This is a genomic window from Mesorhizobium sp. M1B.F.Ca.ET.045.04.1.1, assembly GCF_003952465.1.
GTDB classification, from domain to species: Bacteria; Pseudomonadota; Alphaproteobacteria; order Rhizobiales; family Rhizobiaceae; genus Mesorhizobium; species Mesorhizobium shonense.
The window spans coordinates 4,316,870-4,338,193 of sequence record NZ_CP034448.1 but is presented as its reverse complement, the minus strand read 5'-3'; the positions used below and the strand labels follow the sequence as shown (position 1 = coordinate 4,338,193).

The following is a 21,324-nucleotide window of genomic DNA, read 5'->3' as shown; positions in this document are numbered from 1 at the left end:
AGCTGCCGGGGCGGATTCGTCAGAGGAAGGCGGGCGGCGAATAGCCGATGCGGGCGCACAGCCGCAAAAGCTCGGCACGCAGCGTGCGCGGTGACGGCGTCACCGCGACCCCGAAGGCGCCTGATGTGCTGATGCGAACCATGGCAGCACATTAAGCCGCCCATGGCCACGAATTCAAGCTGTACCGGGTTTTCAGTCGAGCACCGGATTTTCCGAAAACCGGCTTCCACTTTTCGGTTCGGTGCTCAGCGCCCGCTGCAGAAAGACATAGCGCATCGCCGTTTGCACCGCCTGCGGGCGGCGGTCGCCGCGTCCGCCATGTCCTCCTTCGGTTTCCTCGAAGAACATCGTCCTGCCGTGACCGGCGGCCTGCAGCCGCGCCGCCATCTTGCGCGCATGGCCGGGATGGACGCGGTCGTCGGCGGTCGAGGTCATCAGGAGCACGGGCGGATAGACGGCATCCGCCGCGACATGCTGATAGGGCGAATAGACGCCGAGCCAAGCCGCCTCCTCCGGCTTCGACGGGTCGCCATATTCGGCAATCCACGAGGCGCCGGGCGGCAATTCGGTGTAGCGCAGCATGTCGAGCAGCGGCACGTCGATGATGACGGCTCCGAAAAGGTCCGGCCGCTGTGTCAACGACACACCGGTGAGCAAGCCGCCATTCGAGCCGCCTTGTATGCCGAGTTGCGCCGCCGTCGTGATGCCGCGCCTGACCACATCCTCCGCCACCGCGGCGAAATCGTCGAAAGCCTTCTGGCGCTTGCCCTTTAGCGCCGCCTGATGCCAGGCCGGACCGAACTCACCGCCGCCGCGGATATTGGCCTGCACATAGGCGTTGCCCTTGTCCAGCCAGAGCCTGCCGCGGATGCCGGCATAGCCGGGCAAGAGCGGCACTTCGAAGCCGCCGTAGCCGTAAAGCAGCGCCGGCGCCGGCCCCGTCTGGTCCCGGCGCCGCACCACGAAATACGGGATCATCGTACCGTCCCTCGAGCGCGCCTCGAACTGCTCCGAAATGTAAGGCGAGGCATCGAAGCGCGCCGGCTGCGATTTCACCGTTTGAAGCATCTCGCCATCGTCGTCCGACCAGATGATCGAGCTCGGCGTCAGGAAATCGGTGAAGGAGAATGAGACGCTTGCGCCGAAATGCTCGGCATGGCTGATGCCGACATTGCCGTTGCCGGGCAGGCCGACCGGCTTCAGCGACCAGCCCTTGTCGGTGCGATCGCAAACGACGACCTTGCCGCGCACATTGTCCATCAGGTTGATAAACAGCCGGTCCTGCGTCCTGGCGAGCCCAGCGATCGAAACGCGATGGGCCGGCTCCAATAGAGTTTCCAAAGGTCCGAACGTGCCATTTTCGATCCAGCGGTCGAAATCCACGGAGTAGAGCCCGTCGGGCAGGCAGGGTGTGCCGTCGGGCGCCGTCCACGGACTGCGCACGCCGAAAACGAGCTGTCCCTTGAAGACCGCCGTGTCGGTGGCGTCGTCGGGCAGCGGAACGCGCCGGTTCTCGCCCGATGCCAGCCGCAGGAAGCTGTGCGAGGTGAAGAAGTCGATGGTCCTGCCAAGCAGCACATGCCGCTTGTCGCCATCGAACTCGACACCGCCGCCGACCGCAAGGTGATGCTTCTCGCCTTCGAAGATCGGCGTAGCGTCTTCCAGCTTCGTGCCGCGCCGCCAGAGCTTGATCACGCGCGGGTAGCCGGACTGGGTCTTGTCGCCCTCCTCGAACGCGGCCGAGACGATCACCGTGTCCTTGTCCAGCCAGGAAAAACCCGACTTCGAGGCGGGAGCGCGAAAACCGTCTTCAACGAAGGATTTCGTCGCGATGTCGAACTCGCGCATCTCGCTGGCGTCGCCGCCATCCGGCGACATGGAGAGCAGGCAGAGGTCGAAATCGGGATAGAGCCGGCTGGCGCCACCGAACACCCATTTCACGCCCTCCTTGGCCGAGAGCTGGTCGAAATCGATGATCGTCTCCCATTCGGGCTTGTCGGTCTTGTAGGAAGCGACCGTTGTGCGCCGCCACAGGCCGAGCGCATTGGTCTTGTCCTGCCAGAAATTATAGACATGGCCGGCGAGCGCCGCACCGACCGGGATATTGTCCTCGGCGGTCATCAGGTCGAGCGCGGTTTCGAACGCGCCCTGATAGGAAGGGTCGCCCTGCAATTCGGCGACCGTCACCGCATTCTGGCGATGAACCCAGTCGAGCGCTTCCTTGCCGTTGCGGTCCTCCAGCCAGAGGAAGGGATCCTCGGCCGCCAATTCGGGCTGGGTTTTCGTCATCGGGCTGGTCATGCAGGTCTCCGGGATCTCGTCTGGCAGGTCCTGCCTACATCGCGTTCGTCAAGCGAACATTCAAGAGCAGGCTCGACGGCTTCTCAGCCTACACCACTCGCCTGCGAAAGACGGTCGTTACGGCCAATGCCGCGCAGATCGCGCCGAGCGTCACCGGAAGGCCCGCCGCGCCAATCACGTCCATCACGCCACCGGCGAGCGGCGGCACGACGATGCCGCCGACACCCCACATCAGCGAGAAGGCGGCGTTGCCGGCGACCAGCGGCGAGCCCGCAAAACGCTCGCCGAGCTCGATGATCGACGTCGTGTAGATGCCGTAGGACACCGCGCCCCATATGAAGACGCAAGGCCAGATCAGCGGCGTCTCGATCAGCATCGGCAACAGCACGCAGCCGAGGATCGTCACCGAAACGCAGCCGAACCGCACCAGGCGGGCCGTCAGCCTTTCGGCGAGCAGGCCGAGCGGCACCTGCATGGCGATGTTGCCGGCAATCATCACCGACAGCAGCGCCGACATGCGTGCCTCGGGAATGCCGTAATGCGTGCCGTAGACGGGAAGCAGCGCCAGCACCGACTGCTCGAAACCGGCTGCGACGACGACCGCCGACAGAAGCAGCCAGGCGAGCGGCATGAAGCCCAGCACTGAAACGTTCTCGCCGGCCTGATCAACCTTGGGCAGGCGTTTGACCACGACCGCCAGGCAGGCGCCGCAGAAGAGGAAGGCAAGGATACCAACCAGGAAGGGCGGCCAGCCCTCGGTGCCGACGGCAAGCAGGCAGAGCGGCCCGGCCGCGAAACCCGCCGAGATGATGGTCGAATAGATGCCCATGACGCGCCCGCGCCGCGATGGCGGCGCCAGCGCGATCACCCAGATTTCGCTGAGCACATAAAGTGGATTGGTCACCACGCCGATCAGGAAGCGCAGCGGAAACCAGAAATAGACGTCTTGCGTCCAGCCGATCAGCGCCAGCACCAGCGCCGACAGCACGGCGCAAGTGAGCGCGGTGCGCCCTGCCCCGAACCGGCGCGCCAGCCCCGGGATCAGCGGCGAGGACAGGATGAAGCCGACCGGCGTCATCGCCGCCGACAGGCCGATCACGGCCGGCGACACGCCCTGTCGCTGCAGGATGAAGCTGAGCAGCGGATAGGAGAGCCCCTGCGCGATGGCGAACACCGACACCGTCGCGATCACGCCGGTGATCGCCGCCCATTGCATCCTCTCGCCGGTCTCTGATTTCGCCAGAGCCATCATCCCTGCTCCAATCGCTCGGAGCCTTAGCCGTTGTCGGCGATTGCCGTAAGGCCCACGGCTCGCGAAGGCGCATGCTCCAGCCAATACCTGTCAGGAGCGCCGGCGCTGCAAGGAGCGGTAGGATGCGAAACCCACAAGCAGCGCGTCGAGCCCGGCGATCACCGCCGGCAGCCCGACCGGTCCGATCGCCTGCATCAGCGCGCCGGCGCCAGGTGGGCCGACGACGCCGCCGACGCCCCACATCAAGGCGAAAGCGGCGTTGCCGGCGACCAAAGCCGTGCCCTTAAAGCGGCTGCCGAGCTCGATCAGCGCCATGGTGTAGACGCCGTAACCGCGCCCATGACCACGAGCACCGGCCAGACGAACGGCGTCGCGGCAACAGGTCTGCGCGTCGTCGTCTCAACCACGCCTTATGGAAAATACCGGGCGATCGCCCCCTTCTTGCCGTCGACATAGGGTTTAAGCCACTTGTCATCGATCGCTATTCCGTCGTCGTCCGACGGGCCTTTTCCGATCGTCCGGCGCCAGGCGCGGAATTTGTAGTGATCGAATACGTCGAGCATGTGCACCGCATACGCCGCCGCAAACGTCTTATCGCCCTCCACGATCACCAGGTTCTCATCGTTCTCGTAGGAAGCCTTGTAGCCGAGGTTGTGGCTGCCGGTGATCACGGTGGCGTTGTCTGCCATCGGGTCGATGATGACAATCTTGTCGTGCACAATGGCGTGGCCGATAGTGAGTACCTCCGCCTGGAAATCTCTGGCGATCGAGGCGGCGGTCAGGTTCGCCGCCCGCATGATCGAGACGTTCGGCAACTCCCAGACCTTTTCCGGATAGACGAAAGGTGCCTTGCCGTCCTTGTTCGACTTGTGGGTGACCGGATCCTTTGTCGGCGCGACGTAGTTGGGCATGGCGCTTTCATCGCTGATGGCGCCCTGCACGATTAGCTTCGGATTGGCCTTGGCTGCCGCGACCGCGTGGTCGATGATCGAATTGTCGCCGAGCACCGAGGGATTGAAGACCAGAAACAGCACCGCATCCTTCGCGGCCTTGATGCGGGCGAAAACATCGCCGAGGTCGACGGGCAGGACAGAAATGTCCTTCTTGTTGCGCTTGGGATCATTCGGCGAGAACCACACGGTAAGCCCATTCAACGGTGCCGTCGCGCCATTCAATGGGTTCGGTATGTGGTTTTCCGTACGAAACGGCGCGCCTTGCGTCTGCGCGACATGACCGGGCGCGCCTTCATTGACCGGCGGCGGAAAGGCGTCGGCCTTCATACGCTCCCAATAGGCGTTGAACACCTCCGCCATAGCCGGATCGTCGCGGACAAAAGCGTTGTTGGATTGTCCGCAAATACCGGTCGACGTCCAGTTGGTACTGCCGGTCATGACGGCTTGCGGCTTGCCTTGGGCGTCGCGGTAAACGGCGAATTTGTTGTGGCCGATATGGTTGTTGTTGAACAACCGGTCGGTGAGCGGCACGCCTGCGTCACGCAGCCGCTTTCTGAACGGGGCATTGCCGGCGTCCCAGACTTCGGAATTGTCGTCTTCGGGCGCATCGAAAGGACGGTCCTTGGCTGAATTGGAAAGAATGACCTCGACGAAATCCTTGGCGTCGGTGATCGCCTTGCACAATTCGTCGTCGCCCAGTTCATAAAGCGCAAGCCTGACGGTGCCGCCTTCGGCCTTGGCCCGTTTCATCAGGCTGGTCAGCACATCCGGCACGTCGCCATGAAGATAGGCCCGTATCTTGCTCGCCGGGTTCTGCAATTCCGCCCTGATCTTGTCGCGCTGCCCGACCTTGATGCCAGCTTCCGCCAGCGCATGCGACATCCATTGCGTCGACAGCACGCCATTGGTGAAGGCGACACGGGCCTTGCCGAACATTTGCCCGAGAAAGATCGGTGGGCTCGTGGCGCCCTGCCCAAGATAGCCGAGCGGCCGCGGTGCGCCTTCATATGCAGGTTTGCCGTCGACGACCTGGTCTGGGCGCACCGGCACCGGATCGAGGCCCGGTTTCATGTCGCCGACCGGCCGCACTCGATAGGCGATCCTCTCACCCTCCGGCCTTAGGTCGAGGCTATCGCGGCGCCGGCGCAGCGTAAGATCGCGCCAGAAGGTCTTCTGCACAGGCCACACGCCGGTGTCCTGGGGAATCCATCTTGGGTTGCGCTGTCCCTTGAACGGCACCCATGATGCCAGGCAACGCTCCTCGCCGGTATCCGGATAAATACGGACGATCTCGAAGCCAAGGCAGCCCGGGATTATCCCATCAATATCCCATGCCAGGAACGCGACCTCGTTGTTGGTCGCCGCACGCACCTTGATGACATCAGGCATCGTTACCCCCTTCGGATGCACAACGCACAAGTGTAGTAGAAGTAAAAGACAGAACTGTAACGGCCCTCACATTGCAGTGCTGACGGCACCCGGCTGCCGTTCCGTCATGTCGCTTCCCTCGCCCTAGTGGTCGCCGCCTCCTCACCGGCGAGATTGCCGCCGGTCCATTATGCCGGCCACTTTCGCATCCTCACGAGGCTTCTCATGACTGCCGCCCTTCATCCCGCCGAACCGGCATTGGCAACAGATCGCGCCCGCCGCGGCGGCCGTGCGGGAAAGCGCGCCGGCGGATCGGCGGCGTTCGAGCAGCCGCCGTTCCGGCAGCTCAAGAATCCGCTGGCGCCGACGAAATTTGTGTCCGACGACGAGCTGGAATCGATCCATCTCGCTTCGCTGCGCGTGCTCAAGGAGATCGGCGTCGACGTGCTGCATGAGGAAGCCCGCCGCATCATGAAGGCGCATGGCGCTGACGTGAGCGAAGGCAGCGAGCGCGTGCGCTTCGACAGCGACCTGATCCTCGATCTCGTTTCCAACTGCCCGCCGGAATTCACGCTCCATGCCCGCAATCCGGCGCACAATCTGCGCTTCGGCGGCAACAACGTCATCTTGGCCATGATGGCTTCGGCGCCCAATTGCTCTGACCTCGATGGTGGCCGGCGGCCCGGCAACCAGGCCGACTACCGCAACTTCCTGCGCCTGACGCAGATGCACAACATCCTGCAGTGCACTGGCGGCTATCCGGTCGAGCCGATCGACATCCATCCATCGGTCCGGCATCTCGAATGCATCCGCGACCTCGCCATGCTGACCGACAAGGTCTTCCACATCTATTCGCTCGGCAAGGAGCGCAATGTCGACGGCATCGAGATCGCCCGCATTGCACGGGGCGTCAGCCGCGAGCAGCTGATGCAGGAGCCGTCGGTCTTCACCATCATCAACACCAATTCGCCGCTCAAGCTCGACGTGCCGATGATGGAAGGCATCATCCAGATGGCGAGCATGGGCCAGGCGGTGATCGTGACGCCGTTCACGCTCTCCGGCGCCATGGCGCCGGTCACCATCGCCGGCGCGCTGGTGCAGCAGAATGCCGAGGCGCTTTCCGGCATCGCCTTCGCGCAGATGGTGAAGAAGGGCGCGCCGGTCGGCTATGGCGGCTTCACCTCCAATGTCGACATGAAATCCGGCGCGCCGGCCTTCGGCACGCCCGAATATATGAAGGCGCAGCTCGTCGGCGGCCAGCTCGCCCGGCGCTACAACATCCCCTACCGCACCTCCAACACCTGCGCCGCCAACACGGTCGACGCGCAGGCGGCCTATGAAAGCGTGTTCTCGCTGTGGGGCGCCATCCAGGGCGGCGGCAATCTGATGATGCACGGGGCCGGCTGGCTGGAAGGCGGCCTGCGCTGCTCCTACGAAAAGACCATTCTCGACATCGATCTCTTGCAGATGGTGACCGAGTTCCTCACCCCGCTCGATCTCTCGCAGGATGCGCTCGGCTTCGACGCCATCCAGTCGGTCGGCCCGGGCGGCCATTTCTTCGGCACCCAGCATACGCAGGAGCGCTACAAGACCGCCTTCTACTCGCCGATCGTCTCCGACTGGCGCAATTTCGAGACCTGGACCGAGGCGGGCTCGCCGACGGCGCTGGAGCGGACCAACAAGGTGTGGAAGGAACGCCTTGCCGCCTACGAAGAGCCCTACATGGATCCGGCGATCCGCGAGGAGCTCAACGACTTCGTCGAGAAGCGCCGCGCCGAAGGCGGCGCGCCGACAGATTTCTGATCATTGTTTTGACCTGATGAACAGTCGACCCCCACTCCGTCGAGCTTCGCTCGACACCTCTCCCCCGTTCGACGGGGGAGAGGAAAGGCGCGAGGCGATTCCAGCTGGCGCCCTTCCTCTCCCTCCGGAGGGGGGAGAGGTGGCGCCGCGAAGCGGCGACGGAGTGGGGGAAGCCCTCCGTGAAACGCGTAGTCGCCGCAAACAGGGCACGACCCAGCGAGCAAGAAACCTCAGGCAAGCCGGCAATCAGGCGGAAGCATTGCTTTGGCTTGAGCTGAAGTCACGCAAGCTCGGTGGCTACCGCTTCACGCGCCAGTTTTCCATCGGCCCCTATTTCGCGGATTTCGCTTGCCGCGAGCGTTGGCTTGTCGTTGAGGTCGATGGGCACCAACACGTCGACAGTTCATATGACCGCCGCCGCGACGACTTCATGCACACCCAAGGCTATTCGATCTTGCGTGTCTGGAACCATGATGTCCTGAAGCACTGCACTTCCGTCTGTGAAACCATCCTTGCCGCGCTTGATGGCAGGTTGGCCGAAAACATCGCTGTATCCGATCTCCGCTTTGTTTTTTCGCCCCGCTCACTCGATTCAGTCTCTTCAAAAACGGATCTATCTTCATGAAATCCCACGTAAAAGCGGTTGTCATCGGCGGCGGTGTCGTCGGCTGCTCGGTGCTCTACCACCTCGCCAAGGCCGGCTGGACCGACATCATGCTGATCGAGCGTTCGGAGCTGACCTCCGGCTCGTCCTGGCATGCGGCGGGCGGCTTCCATACGCTGAACGGCGACCCGAACGTCGCCAAGCTGCAGGCCTACACTGTCCAGCTCTACAAGGAGATCGAGGAGCTTTCCGGCCAGTCCTGCTCGCTGCATCTGACCGGCGGCGTGATGATGGCCGACACGCCCGAGCGCATGGACTTCCTGCGGCTGGCCCACGCCAAGGGCCGCTATCTCGGCATGGACACCGAGCTGATCACGCCTTCCGAGGCGAAGGCGATGTTCCCGCTGATGGACGAGAAGAATTTCGTCGGCGCCATGTGGGATCCGGTCGAAGGCCATCTCGATCCCTCCGGCACCACCCATGCCTATGCCAAGGCGGCGCGAAAACTCGGCGCCGAGATCGTGCTGCGCAACCGCGTCGTCGAGCTGACGCAAGAAGCCGACGGCACCTGGAACGTCGTCACCGAACAGGGCACGGTTCATGCCGAGCATGTCGTCAACTGCGGCGGCCTGTGGGCGCGCGAGATCGGCCGCATGGTCGGCGTCGAGCTGCCGGTGCTGGCGATGGAGCATATGTACCTGCTCACCGAGCCGATGCCGGAGGTCGAGGAATTCAACAAGTCGACCGGCCGCGAGATGATCGGCGTGCTCGACTTCAAGGGCGAGATCTACACCCGCCAGGAGCGCAACGGCATCCTGCTCGGCACCTATGAGAAGGCCTGCAAGCCGTGGTCGCCGGTCAACACGCCCTGGGATTTCGGCCACGAGCTGTTGCAGCCCGACATCGACCGCATCGCGCCGTCGCTGGAAATCGGCTTCAAGCATTTCCCCGGCATCGAGAAGGCCGGCATCAAGCAGATCATCAACGGCCCCTTCACCTTCGCGCTCGACGGCAATCCGTTGGTCGGCCCCGTCCAGGGCCTGACCAATTTCTGGTGCGCCTGCGCCGTTATGGCCGGATTCAGCCAGGGCGGCGGCGTCGGCCTCGCTTTGTCCAACTGGATGGTGCATGGCGATCCGGGCTTTGACGTCTGGGGCATGGACGTGGCGCGCTTCGGCGAATGGGCGAGCCTGCGCTACACCAACGCCAAGGTGCGCGAGAATTATTCGCGGCGCTTCTCGATCCGCTTCCCGAACGAGGAACTGCCGGCCGCGCGTCCGGCGCAGACGACGCCGCTCTACGACACCATGCTCGCCAACAACGCGGTCATGGGCGACTCGTGGGGCCTGGAAACACCGCTCTGGTTCGCGCCGAAGGGCACCGAGCCGAAGGACATCGTCTCGTTCCATCGCTCCAACGATTTCGGCCCGATCGGCGAGGAAGTGCGTGCCACGCGCGAGAAGGTCGGCGTCACCGAGATCGCCAACTTCGCCAAATACGAAGTCTCGGGTCCCGGAGCGGAGGACTTCCTCAACCGGCTGATGACCAACCGCATGCCGAAGATCGGCCGCATCGTGCTGACCCCGATGGTCAACGAATTCGGCAAGCTGATCGGCGACTTCACCATCGCCAAGACCGGCGAGGACCGCTTCATGATCTGGGGCTCGTCGGCGGCACAGAAATATCACATGCGCTGGTTCGAGAAGCACCTGCCGAAGGATGGTTCGGTGCGCATTCACCGTTTCGACCAGACGCTGGTCGGCCTGTCCATCGCCGGGCCGAAATCCCGCGATCTGTTGCAGAAGCTGGTCGATGTCGACGTCTCGACCAAGGCCTTCCGCTTCATGGACTTCCGCGAGATGGCGGTCGGCGGCGCGCCCTGCATGGTCAACCGCATCACCTATACCGGCGACCTCGGTTACGAGATCTGGATGGCGCCCGCCTACCAGCGCCTGGTCTACAAGGCGATCAAGGACGCGGGCGAAGAGTTCGGCCTCGTCGATTTCGGCATGCGCGCGCTGCTGTCGATGCGCCTGGAAAAGAACTTCCCGACCTGGTTCCGCGAACTTCGTCCGATCTACGGCCCCTTCGAAGGCTCGATGGACCGCTTCATCAAGCTCGAGAAGAACGACTTCATCGGCCGTGAGGCGTCGGCGAAGGAACAGGCCGAGGGGCCGAAGCTGCGCCGCGTCTCCTTCATCGTCGACGCGGCCGACGCCGACGTGATGGGCGACGAGCCGATCTGGGCCAAGGTCAGCAAGGATTACGGTACGGTGGAAAAGCCGCATGGCTATGGCGCGCCGCGCTTCGATGAGACGGGCAAGGAAGTCCGCGGCTCCAAGGCCGCCGAAGGCGCCTCCGCCGTGCGCGGCATCGTCGATGGCGAGTGGCGCGTCGTCGGCTGGGTGACCTCGGGCGGCTACGCGCATTATGTGCAGAAGTCGATGGCGCAGGGCTATGTGCCCGCGGCCCTTGCCGAGGACGAAAGCGCCGGCCTGTTCGAGATCGAGATCCTCGGCCACCGCCGCCCGGCCCGCATCAATGTCGAGCCACCCTTCGACCCGAGCGGCGAGAAGATGCGCACATAAGGAACCTGCACCTCTTTCGGATCTCGTGGGTGGCCGGCTATATTAGCAACCGGCCACCAACGCATTAGATGAGAAGACGACTTCCTTGCAGTTGCTAGAGAAATGGACCGACTGGCTCTGCGACGAACGGGTCGGCCCTCTCAGCGCCGCGATCGCACTCGCCCTCGCATACTGCCTTGTCCAGATCGTGGTGATGACGCTCTCGTCCCACTTCGTCGGCACGGGTGTCGGCGTCGACGACGCCGAACAATTGATGGCGATGCGGTTCCTCGCGGCCGGCTATGGCAGCTCACAGCCGCCTCTATACACCTGGCTCGGCATTCTCACGGCTTCGCTGGTCGGAACCAACATCCTCGCGCTCAAGATCGTCAAATACGTCCTGCTGGCCGGTGGGTTGATCGCATGCTTCGCCGCGGTGCGCCGCCTGGGCTACTCGAACCGCGCGGCCGCCGCCTCAATATTCGGCCTGCTGCTCTTTCCGCAGATCGTGTGGGAGATGCAGCACGCACTCACCCACTCGGTCGCGGTTTTTTGTTTTTCGGCGCTGCTGCTCCTGGCGTTGGTCGAGGTACAGAAACGGCGATCCGCAGTCGCCTATGTGCTGCTCGGCCTGGCGACCGCCGCGGCGATGCTGTCGAAATACAACATCGTCATCTTCATTGCCGCGCTGTTCTTTGCGGCTCTGTCCTTTCGCGAAACGCGGGAGGCGATCTTCGACCGTCGTTTCCTGATCAGCGTGGTCGTGGCGATCCTTGTGTGCCTGCCGACATTCTACTGGAGCCTCACGCATCTGGGAGACCTGTTGGCCCACAGCGGGGGCTTGGGCGTCGCCGAGGGTGGCGGCGCTGCGAAGACCTTGTCTCGCGGCATTCTCGGCCTCGGCAATGCGATACTCAATTTTGCCGGGCTTCCGGTGGCGGTCTTTGCCGTCGCGTTTTTCCTGGCACGCAAGAAACCCGCACCACCATCCGGACCTGGACCATGGCCCGAAAAGCTGCTCTGGCGCGCGATTGGCTTTGCCGTGGTGATCACGTTGGCGGTGGTGATCGCCGGCGGCGTCACACAGTTTCGCGATCGCTGGATGCTGCCTATGTTTGTGCTGCTGCCGGCTGCCCTTGCCATGCGCCTGGACATGATGGGAGAAAGGGGCAGGAAGACGCAAGCCACGATCGTCTTCGTCGGCGCCGTGATCGCCATCCTGGTGCTGCCGGTAAGCTGGTACATGCACGTCCATGGCGGCGACAACCGCGGCGGCATCGTGCGGATCGACTACGCTTCGCTCCATCGTCAGCTGACCGCCGACGGGCCCGTCGGTACAGTGGTTTCAAACTGGTTCTGGATCGGCAATCTTCGCCTGGTCGATCCCGATCTCACCGTGCTTGACGACGAGATACCCGATTTCGCCAAGTCGATTCGCGAGCCTGCGGTGCTTGTCCTGGCGGATGACGAAGAACCGGCTTCTGTCATTTTCGACAGGATCGCCGAGGCCGGCTATGTGATGGACACCGTCCATCGGCGCATCGCGGTGCCTCAACTGCTTGGCAGCGCACCGGCGACCCGCCAGGTCACGATCACCAGACTTCGCAGGATCAAGGCGCAATAGAGCGCCCGGGGGACCGCATGGACAAATTACGCTTCGGTCGCCACCGCAAGATCATGCCGTTCGAGCCAGGTTCGGTCGACGCGCTGCGCGAGGCCTCCCGCGAGAAGGCCGCCGCGCTCAACCAGCACGTGCTGGGCTATGGCGCGCAGGCCGAAGCCGAATGGGCGGCGGCCGGCATTGCCGCTCCCGACCTGCCGGCCATGCGAAGCTACCGGCTCGACCGCATCCGCGCCGAGCTCAAGCGCCGCGACTATGCCGGCGCCCTGCTCTACGACCCGGTCAACATCCGCTACGCGACGGACTCGACCAACATGCAGCTCTGGGTCGCGCACAACCCGACCCGCCATTGTTTCGTGGCGACGGAAGGTCCGGTGGTGCTGTTCGATTATTTCTCCTGCGAGCACTTGTCGGATCACGCCGGCGTCGTCGACGAGGTGCGCTCCACGGTATCGTGGATGTATCTCTACAGCGGCGAGCTGACCGACAAGAAAGTCCGCCGCTGGGCGACCGGAATCGCCGAGCTCCTTGCCGAGCACGGCGGCGGCAACCGGCGTATCGCCGTCGATCACATCAATCCGGAAGGCGTGGACGGGCTTGCCCGCCGCGGCATCACGGTCGGCAATGGCGAGGCGGTGATGGAGAATGCGCGCCTCATCAAATCGCCGGACGAAATCCTTGCCATGCGCCGCGCCATCGTCGCTTGCGAGGCGGCGATGGGCGAGATGGAAGCGGCGCTGAAGCCTGGCATTTCCGAGAACGAACTGTGGGCGGAACTGCATCGCGGCAACATCGCGCGCGGTGGCGAATGGATCGAGACCCGGCTTCTGTCGTCCGGCCCGCGCACCAATCCCTGGTTCCAGGAATGCTCGTCACGCGTCATCGAGGACGGCGATCTCGTCGCCTTCGATACCGACCTCATCGGTCCCTACGGCTTCTGCGCCGACCTATCGCGCACCTGGCTCTGCGGCGACGGCAGGCCGTCGAATGAGCAGCGCGACCTGTTCCGCATCGCCGCCGACCAGATCGCCCAGAACACCGAGCTGATGCGACCGGGCATCTCCTTCCGCGATCTCGTTGGCCGTTCGGCGGTGCCGCCCGGCGACTGTTTCCCGGCGCGCTACGGCGTGCTCTATCACGGCGTCGGACTGGCGGACGAATACCCGACCCTGCCGCATGCCAGCGACTGGACCGACGACACGCCCGACGGCGTGCTCGAAGCCGGCATGGTGCTGTGCGCAGAAAGCTATATCGGCCGGCTGGGCGGACGCGAAGGCGTCAAGATCGAGGAGCAGATCCTGATCACCGACCGAGGAAACGAAAAGCTCTCAAACTACCCGCTCGACGAAAGGCTGCTCGGCAACTGACCCCTCCAGGCCAAGGCCCGCGATGGCTTCCCACATGGACGCAACGACGTCCATCGGGGTTGTCCTGGCGGTGATGAACGGCAGGCCCTTGCGCCTTGCCGTCCAGCCGACCACCTTCACATGCTTCGCCGCCGGCTCGAAACGCTGCGCCAATGCCCAGCTCTGGCAGTCGATGGCAGCGATGTCGGCCCTGCCGTCGGCGACGGCGACGATCGACGACCGGTGGCCGCCGCTTTCGCCGCGGGACGCGAAGATGTCGAGACTTTCGCCCATCGCCTCCAGGTCGCGCGTCAATCCGAGCACCCCGGACATCGAATCCGGATTGTTGAAGACGAAACGCTTGCCGCGGATCAGATCGAGCGGAATGGCGGCCTTGCCGTCTGCGGGCGACGCAACCGATGGGCCGCCATCCGAAAACATCACCAGCGCGCTGGAATAGAGCTCGCCCTGCCCGCCTTCGAACGCATCGTAGCTTGGCTGGGCGACTACCTGCACATGCCGGGCCAATCCAAGCTCCATCGGACCCCAGCATGTTTGCCCGAAGAGCAGCGCCGGGCTCAGCCAAAGCTGGTGGAAATCGAACTCGTCCGGGGGCAGCGTCGCCGGATCGGGCGCAATCAGCTTTCGGGCGCCGTCGCGGATGCCACCGGGCACCGGCGGCAGGTCGCGATTGCTGCGTGCCATTCTCTCCGGCGCATCGATGCCCCTCTGCCGGAAGGCGTCGCGGAGCGGCACCCACTGCGCGTCGACCTCGCCACGCATCTCGGGCCAGTCATACATCGGCAGAGCCGCAACGAACTTACTCATGACAAATAGCTTCCAAAAAACAGGCGGCCATCGGCGCCTGCGTCCCGCGGCGAAAAAGCGGTCGCGGAAAGTCGAAATTATTCCTTGGGCGGTTCAGCCGGCACTGGAGCCGTTCCAAGTCCATTCACATTACGCGCCCTGACGCGCGGCTTGAAGGCGCGGCCGGGTTCCGGCGCGCGGCGCAGCACCGGATGCACCACCGGCTCCTTGGCCTTGAAGGCAAAGGATTTGATCAGTGCGAAATAATTCGGATAGACATAGCCGTTGTTCATCCGCAGCCATTCTTCGCGGCGATCGCGAAACATCTTCGGCAGTCTGTACCAGGCGACTGTCGGGCTCTTGTGGTGCACGAAATGCAGGTTGTTGTTGAGGAACAGGAACGAGAGCGGCGACCGCTCGACGATGATCGTGCGCCCTTCCGGATGTTCCGACCACTGATGCTCGGCATAGGTGCGCACCGAGATCAGCGACTGGCCGAGCCACACCGGCACCAATATGTAGAGCCACAGCGGGATGCCGAAGCCGAACGTCACGATCGGCACAACCACGGCAAGGCCGATGGCATGCAGCAGCCAGGCGTTGCGGATCGCCTTGTCGCCGGCGGCCATCTGCCTGGCGTCATCGATGAAGAAGCCGATCGACGACAACAACGGGCCGAGGATCAAGCGCCCGACCATGGTGTTGTTGATCTTGAGCAGGAATTTCATCGCCGGCGGCATTTCCTCATGCATCCAGAGCGCCTGATAATAGCTTTCCGGGTCGTCGAGCGGATCGGTCAGCCGCTCGTCGGCATGATGGCGAAGATGGATCGTCTTGAAGCGGCGGAACGGCCAGACCATGCCGATCGGCAGGAAGACGAAGGCTTCATTGATCCTGGCGTTGCGCGTCGGGTGCCCGTGCAGCACTTCGTGCATCAGCGAGGATTGCAGCGCCAGTATCAAGGCGAGGACTGCGAGCGCCAGCAGCGGATGGGAGGGCCAGAGCAGCAAGCCGGTGGCGAGCCACGTGCCGTAGCAGAAAAGTGCGAGGAATACCGTCGGCCATTCCACGGCCGGTGTGCTGCTGCGTCTCTTATTAATGCTCGTCTTTATGCTCGTCATGCTATCGACCACTGCCTTCCAGTCGCCGGAACCAATTTGATTCCTGACAACATTGTGTCAGGAGCCTTGCGTTGTCGCAACGCGACAAAGCGCACAAACTGTTGCGAATGCGCATTTTTGACGGCATATGTTATGTATTGTAAACAAACTTGGGGATTCATTTCCGCTGGTGCCGCGCTGTGACGCCAGCCGGCGCAAATTTTTCCTCCCTCGACCAGGAGCAGCGTGATGGACAAGCGTGATCTGTCGACGATCTTCCGGGAGCGTCTGAAATTGCTCTTGACACGCTCCGACTTGAACCAGTCGGCCTTCGCGACCGCCGTCGGCATCGACCGTTCGGCGCTCTCGCAACTGCTTTCGGGCGCCTCAACCCGCCTGCCCCGCGCCGAGACGCTTCTCAACATCGCCGCCGAGTTCAAGGTGTCGCTCGACTGGCTGCTGGGCTTGAGCCATGACGAAGGCGTCACCGGCGAGATCCGCGAGAGCCTGGAGATCGAGGAAGCGCCCGACGGCTTCGACCGCACCCTGCTCGCCAAATGGCATGCGGAGGCGGCCGGCACGAAAATCCGCTATGTTCCCGCCGGCATTCCGGACCTTTTGCGCACCGAGGCGCTGGTCGACTACGAGGCCGGCATCGCCAACAAGAGCCGCGAGGCGCAGGCCGGCGAAACCCAATACCGCATCGACTACAACAGGCGGCCCGAGACCGACATGGAAGTCTGCATGCCGCGCCATACGCTGGAGATCTTCGCGCGCGGACTCGGCGTCTGGGACCGCTTCCCCGAGGACGAGCGCCGCAAGCAATTGCTGCACATGGCGACCCTGCTCGACGACCTTTACCCGACCTTCCGCCTGTTCCTCTATGACGGCCGCATGCGCTATTCGATCCCCTACACGATCTTCGGGCCCTACCGCGCAGCAATCTATGTCGGCGACATGTATCTGGTGCTGAGCGCCACCCAGCCGATCCGCACCCTGACCAGCCATTTCGACAATCTGATCCGCGCCGCCGACGTCAACGCGCATGAGACGGCGAGCTTCACGCAGAAGCTGGCCGGTATGTCCTTCCCCTCAGGCTCTGTCTGAGCGCCGCCATCGTCGTCGAGGCCTCGATCAACCCACCTGGTGGCTATGTGACGTTGCGAGCGGAACAATATCTGCAGCTCGTCGTCACCGCCTGCCCTGTCGATCATCATCCGACCAATGGCGGCGTCTGCACCGAGATCGAGGTCGAGATCGTTCCAGGACCATAAAAGACAGCCGTCCGGCATGCCTCGCCGGCCGCAATTTCGTTGACTGGATATAAAGACTTCTTTATATCGTTATCCGAATTCAGGATACGAAAGCCAAAGCCATGACCGCGACCAATCCGATCGACGCGCTGATTGCTGAAAAGGGCGTGCTGCTGGCCGACGGCGCCACCGGCACCAATCTGTTCGCGATGGGCCTCGAGGCCGGCGAAGCGCCCGAGCTGCTCAACGAGACGTCGCCCGAAACCATCGTCAGCCTGCACCAGAATTTCGTCGATGCCGGCGCCGACATCATCCTGACCAACTCCTTCGGCGGCACCCGCCACCGGCTGAAGCTGCATCACGCCCAGGACCGGGTGCGCGAACTGAACAAGCGCGCCGCCGAGATTGCTCGGTCTGTCGCCGACAAGGCTGGCCGCAAGGTGATCGTCGCCGGCTCCGTTGGCCCGACCGGCGAGTTGCTGGTGCCGCTTGGCGCCATGACCTACGAGGATGCGGTCGATGCCTTTGCCGAGCAGATCGAAGGGCTCAAGGCCGGCGGCGCCGAAGTCGCCTGGATCGAGACCATGTCGGCGCCCGACGAGATCCGCGCCGCGGCGGAAGCGGCGATCCGCGTCGGCCTGCCCTACACCTATACCGGTTCCTTCGACACTGCCGGCCGCACCATGATGGGGCTTTTGCCGAAGGACATCCATGGTGTCGCCGACGGGCTGGCGCAAGCGCCGCTCGGTGTCGGCGCCAATTGCGGTGTCGGTGCCGCCGATATCCTGGCCTCGCTGCTCGACATGACCGAAGCGAAGCCGGAGGCCACCGTGATCGTCAAGGGCAATTGCGGCATCCCGGAATTCCGCGGCAGCGAGATCCATTATTCCGGCACGCCTGAGCTGATGGCCGACTATGTCCGGCTGGCGGTCGATGCCGGCGCAAAGATCGTCGGCGGTTGCTGCGGCACCTCGTTCGCCCACCTCGCCGCCATGCGCAAGGCGCTCGACGCGCATGAAAAGTCCGGGCGCCCGACCGTCGAGACGATCGTCGAGCGCATCGGCCCGATGCGCAACAAGACGGCGAGCGCAGGCGACGCAGGCGAAGGCCGCCGCGAGCGCCGGCGCAGCCGCGCCTGAAAATGGTCCTGCTTTATTCGCTGTTTTCAGCGTAGCGCGACAGCGCCGTATTGAGGTCTGTAGCGGCGCTGTCGCTGCTGTCGGCGCCCATCGTCATCAACGCGCCGGACGCGCGCGGATCGATGATCTGCTCCAGCATCACGCGGAAGCGATCGTTGTTGAGCGCGGAAAGCGCCGTGTTGCGGGCCGCGTCGACATCACTTTTGATGCGCGTGGAGTCGGCGGATGGCGCGGATGCTGCTCGCGCCGGGAGGTTGCCCGCCGTCGGTGTCGCGTTCCCGGTGATATGCAATTCCAGCCCCTCAAAGTCCTCTATCGGCTTTGACTAACAGGAGGGCATTGCGATGAGGTTCCGGAAAAGCCGTGCAATTTAACGATTGGCAAAAGGCCATCGGATTTCCCGCCGGCCCTTTGTTCAAATAGGCGGCGCTACTTGTTGGTTCCCAGCGACGACGCCAGGCGCACCAGCGACAGGAATTCGGCTCTGTAGCCGAACGGATCGGCGCCGCGGGCGGCGTTGGCGATCTCCAGGATCCGGTCGTAGCCGAAATTCGCCGTCTGATCCTCGTCGCGCAGCTTCTGCCCGAAGGCCGCGACCGCAACCGAGAAGCGCTGGTCGCTTCCTGCCTCGTCGAAAGACTTGACCTCGTTGGCCGCGGTCACCGGCGTGGTGATCAGCTTCGAAACATTCTCGTTCGGCAGCTTGTAGCGGATCTTGACGAAGGCATATTCGTCCGCGTTGGCAACGCCTCCATTGTCGACCTTCCCCTGGCCGTAGCGCAGCGGATCGACCTGTTCGGCGCCGCTGCCCTTCGGCGTGATCTCATAGACCGCCGTCACCGAATGGCCGGAGCCGATATCGCCGGCATCGACGCGATCATTGTTGAAATCCTCGCGCTTTAAAGCACGGGTCTCATAGCCGACAAGTCGGTACTCCGAGACCGTGGCCGGGTTGAATTCGACCTGGATCTTGACGTCCTTGGCGATGGTGAACAGCGTCGAGGACGCATCCTCGACCAGCACCTTCTCGGCCTCGGCCAGCGTATCGATATAGGCCGCCGTCCCGTTGCCGTTCTGCGCGATGGTCTGCATCATCTGGTCGTTCAGATTGCCGCGGCCGAAGCCGAACACCGAGAGAAACACGCCTGTCTTGCGCTCCCTCTCGATCAGTTGCTTGAGATCGTCGTCATCGGTCTGGCCGACATTGAAATCGCCGTCGGTGGCAAGCATCACCCGGTTGATGCCGTCCTTGACGAACGACTGCTGGGCAAGCTTGTAGGCTTCTTTGATGCCGGCCTCGCCGGCCGTCGATCCGCCGGGCGCCAGATTATCGATGGCCGAAAGGATTTTTTCTCTCTCGACCGCCTTGGTCGGCATCAGCACCGTGCCGGCATTGCCGGCATAGGTGACGATGGAGACGGTGTCGTCCGCTTTGAGCTTGCTGACCAGCAGCCGGAAGGCGGACTTCAAGAGCGGCAGCTTGTCCGGCTCGTCCATCGAGCCCGACACGTCGATCAGGAACACCAGGTTGGCCTTGGGCTGCTCGGCCGGCTTCACGTCAAAGCCCTTGATGGCGACATGCATCAGCTTGGTACGCTCGTTCCACGGCGTCGGCATGACGGTGACGGTCGAATTGAACGGCGTTGCGGCCGAGTCCGGACCCTTCCAGTCGTATGGGAAGTAGTTGATCATCTCCTCGACCCGAACCGTATCGGGGTCAGGCAGAGTGCCCTCTTTCAGCGAACGCCGCACGAAGGAATAGGAGGCGGTATCGACATCGATCGAGAAGGTCGAGACCGGATCCTGGGTGGTCTCGTGCACCGGATTGGTCTTGAAGGTCTCGATACGGTCGCGGTTTTCCTCCTGCGGCTGCAACTGATCGGCCGGCATCGGCGCTGGCTGCACCATCAGCCTGGAATCGGCGACCGCGCCGGCTGGCGCCTGGGCAGACTGCATCGCCGCTATGGGCGCTTGAGCATTCGCGCGTCCGCCGGACGCGAGTTGACCGCTCTCTGCCGGCGCAGCCGGTGGCGCCGGCATCGCCTCGGGCGCCATTTCCCGCTTGGCCAGGCTATCGACCTCTGTCGCCGGCTTCGGCGGCGATGCGGGCGCAACCTGCGCCTCGTCTTCGACGCGCCTTTCGCTGTCGGCGTCGGCCTTCTTCTCCTTGGCGGGCGCCGCGGCCAGCGGTTCGTTGATCGCCGGCTGCTCGACCGCTGGCTTCTGCGCCACCGGCTTGTCGGCCACCGTTTCGGTGATCTTCCCGTTGCCGCCGATGACGGGCGGCTGTTCCTTCAACATCTCAAAAGCGGCATATCCGGCAATAGGCAGCGCGACCAGCGCGGTGATAGCCGGCGTGGCAATGAGTTTCCGTTGCATGATCTCTCTCCAGAGCTTTTGTGCTCGCTCCGTGAGACGAAGACCTGCTGCCGTTCCTTGGGTGGCGGTCGAATTATTTTCTTGCCAGTCGAAGGCCTGCATTGCGGCGGCGAAAGCGCGGGCTTTCGCCTCGCCGTCGGGCGCCGGCACCGCGAGATCCCGCAGCCTTTCGAGTTCGTTGTCGTCGACCATGGTCACACTTCCCCGGCTGAGCGCATGAGCACCTTCAGCCGTTTCTTCGCTTCATGGATGTGCCAGGAAACCGTCGTTTCCGAGATCGCCATCACCTCGGCGGCCGCAGCGTGGCCGAGGCCCTCGCCATAGACGAGCAGCACCGCGTCGCGCTGCTTGTCCGGCAGCATGCGCACCGCCGCCCACAGCGCCTCGGTCGGGTCCTGGCTTTCCGCCGAGCCCTCTCCCGCAATCAGCGCATAGGTGCCAAAGGCTTCGGTCTTGGCGGTATCGCGTGCGCGCTTGCGCATCATGTCGCGCGCCGCGTTCAGCGTCATGGCGTAGAGCCAGGTCGTGAAGGCGCCGTTGCCCTGATAGTCGCGGATCGCGCGGCCGAGCCGCACGCAGACATCCTGGGCGATGTCCTCGGCGTCTGCCTTACGGCCGCACCAGCGATAGGCGGCGCGATAGACGAAGCCATAGTGCCTTTCGAGCAGTTTGCCGAAAGCCCCCCTGTCTCCGCCCCTCGCCCGCCCGATCAATTCGGCATCGGAGGCTTCGCTGTCGTCCAGCATCATCGCCGTCATTTGCCTGTTGGACGAAGGCTAATGGCCAATCCTTGGGGCGATGGAAAGATTTTTTTGCGGCAGCGCCTTCCTT

The 21,324-nt window shown here is 63.6% G+C and carries 16 protein-coding genes and 1 pseudogene; 7 read left to right on the top strand and 10 right to left on the bottom strand.

What is annotated here, in order from left to right:
• Positions 1-19: 19 nt before the first annotated feature.
• The 5 genes and pseudogenes from EJ071_RS21355 to EJ071_RS21335 all read right to left on the bottom strand — a co-directional run bounded on the left by EJ071_RS21355 (position 20) and on the right by EJ071_RS21335 (position 5,895).
• Complete coding sequence (locus tag EJ071_RS21355) at positions 20-142, bottom strand: capsid protein (RefSeq protein WP_126088701.1); 123 nt, start codon at positions 140-142, stop codon at positions 20-22.
• Between the two features lie 50 nt (positions 143-192).
• Positions 193-2,301 carry a prolyl oligopeptidase family protein gene (locus tag EJ071_RS21350; RefSeq protein WP_126099652.1) on the bottom strand — a complete coding sequence of 703 codons (2,109 nt, stop codon included), beginning with the start codon at positions 2,299-2,301 and terminating at the stop codon, positions 193-195.
• 88 nt (positions 2,302-2,389) lie between these two features.
• Positions 2,390-3,550, bottom strand: a complete 1,161-nt coding sequence (locus EJ071_RS21345) for an MFS transporter (protein ID WP_126102659.1) — start codon at positions 3,548-3,550, stop codon at positions 2,390-2,392.
• A 93-nt stretch (positions 3,551-3,643) separates the two neighbouring features.
• A pseudogene (locus EJ071_RS21340) lies at positions 3,644-3,924 on the bottom strand (MFS transporter); the annotation flags it as partial.
• 39 nt (positions 3,925-3,963) lie between these two features.
• The gene (locus EJ071_RS21335) at positions 3,964-5,895 is read right to left on the bottom strand and encodes a phospholipase D-like domain-containing protein (RefSeq protein WP_126099651.1); all 1,932 of its coding nucleotides are present in this window, start codon (positions 5,893-5,895) and stop codon (positions 3,964-3,966) included.
• 204 nt (positions 5,896-6,099) lie between these two features.
• On the opposite strand from EJ071_RS21335, the gene EJ071_RS21330 reads away from it, so the two are divergent.
• The 5 genes from EJ071_RS21330 (at position 6,100) to EJ071_RS21310 (ending at position 13,836) form a co-directional block, all read left to right on the top strand.
• Positions 6,100-7,677, top strand: a complete 1,578-nt coding sequence (locus EJ071_RS21330; protein WP_126099650.1) for a trimethylamine methyltransferase family protein — start codon at positions 6,100-6,102, stop codon at positions 7,675-7,677.
• A gap of 139 nt (positions 7,678-7,816) precedes the next feature.
• Complete coding sequence (locus EJ071_RS21325; protein ID WP_126099649.1) at positions 7,817-8,302, top strand: DUF559 domain-containing protein; 486 nt, start codon at positions 7,817-7,819, stop codon at positions 8,300-8,302.
• Positions 8,299-10,869 (top strand): FAD-dependent oxidoreductase, encoded by a 2,571-nt coding sequence (locus EJ071_RS21320; RefSeq protein WP_126099648.1) that lies wholly within the window; start codon positions 8,299-8,301, stop codon positions 10,867-10,869. Before EJ071_RS21325 ends, EJ071_RS21320 begins: the two co-directional genes overlap by 4 nt.
• An 85-nt stretch (positions 10,870-10,954) precedes the next feature.
• Positions 10,955-12,472 carry a glycosyltransferase family 39 protein gene (locus tag EJ071_RS21315; RefSeq protein ID WP_126099647.1) on the top strand — a complete coding sequence of 506 codons (1,518 nt, stop codon included), beginning with the start codon at positions 10,955-10,957 and terminating at the stop codon, positions 12,470-12,472.
• 17 nt (positions 12,473-12,489) lie between these two features.
• Complete coding sequence (locus EJ071_RS21310; protein ID WP_126099646.1) at positions 12,490-13,836, top strand: Xaa-Pro peptidase family protein; 1,347 nt, start codon at positions 12,490-12,492, stop codon at positions 13,834-13,836.
• On the opposite strand, the gene EJ071_RS21305 is transcribed toward EJ071_RS21310, so the two are convergent.
• Both EJ071_RS21305 and EJ071_RS21300 read right to left on the bottom strand, forming a co-directional pair.
• Positions 13,798-14,643, bottom strand: a complete 846-nt coding sequence (locus EJ071_RS21305; protein WP_126099645.1) for a PhnD/SsuA/transferrin family substrate-binding protein — start codon at positions 14,641-14,643, stop codon at positions 13,798-13,800. The genes EJ071_RS21310 and EJ071_RS21305 overlap by 39 nt on opposite strands.
• A 77-nt stretch (positions 14,644-14,720) precedes the next feature.
• Positions 14,721-15,743, bottom strand: a complete 1,023-nt coding sequence (locus EJ071_RS21300) for a fatty acid desaturase (protein WP_126099644.1) — start codon at positions 15,741-15,743, stop codon at positions 14,721-14,723.
• 228 nt (positions 15,744-15,971) lie between these two features.
• Between EJ071_RS21300 and EJ071_RS21295 the strand changes: the two genes are divergently transcribed.
• Positions 15,972-16,829 carry a helix-turn-helix transcriptional regulator gene (locus tag EJ071_RS21295; RefSeq protein ID WP_126099643.1) on the top strand — a complete coding sequence of 286 codons (858 nt, stop codon included), beginning with the start codon at positions 15,972-15,974 and terminating at the stop codon, positions 16,827-16,829.
• Positions 16,830-17,097: 268 nt separating this feature from the next.
• On the top strand, positions 17,098-18,114 hold the full coding sequence (bmt, locus tag EJ071_RS21285; protein ID WP_126099642.1) for a betaine--homocysteine S-methyltransferase: 1,017 nt from the start codon (positions 17,098-17,100) through the stop codon (positions 18,112-18,114).
• Positions 18,115-18,127: 13 nt separating this feature from the next.
• Here the strand turns inward: bmt and EJ071_RS21280 are convergent, their stop codons facing one another.
• From EJ071_RS21280 to EJ071_RS21270, 3 genes are all read right to left on the bottom strand, one after another.
• Positions 18,128-18,406 (bottom strand): hypothetical protein, encoded by a 279-nt coding sequence (locus EJ071_RS21280; RefSeq protein ID WP_245459931.1) that lies wholly within the window; start codon positions 18,404-18,406, stop codon positions 18,128-18,130.
• A 137-nt stretch (positions 18,407-18,543) separates the two neighbouring features.
• On the bottom strand, positions 18,544-20,685 hold the full coding sequence (locus EJ071_RS21275) for a VWA domain-containing protein (protein WP_126099641.1): 2,142 nt from the start codon (positions 20,683-20,685) through the stop codon (positions 18,544-18,546).
• A gap of 2 nt (positions 20,686-20,687) precedes the next feature.
• Entirely contained in the window at positions 20,688-21,251 is a 564-nt protein-coding gene (locus EJ071_RS21270; protein ID WP_126099640.1) for an RNA polymerase sigma factor, read from the bottom strand.
• Positions 21,252-21,324 lie beyond the last annotated feature (73 nt).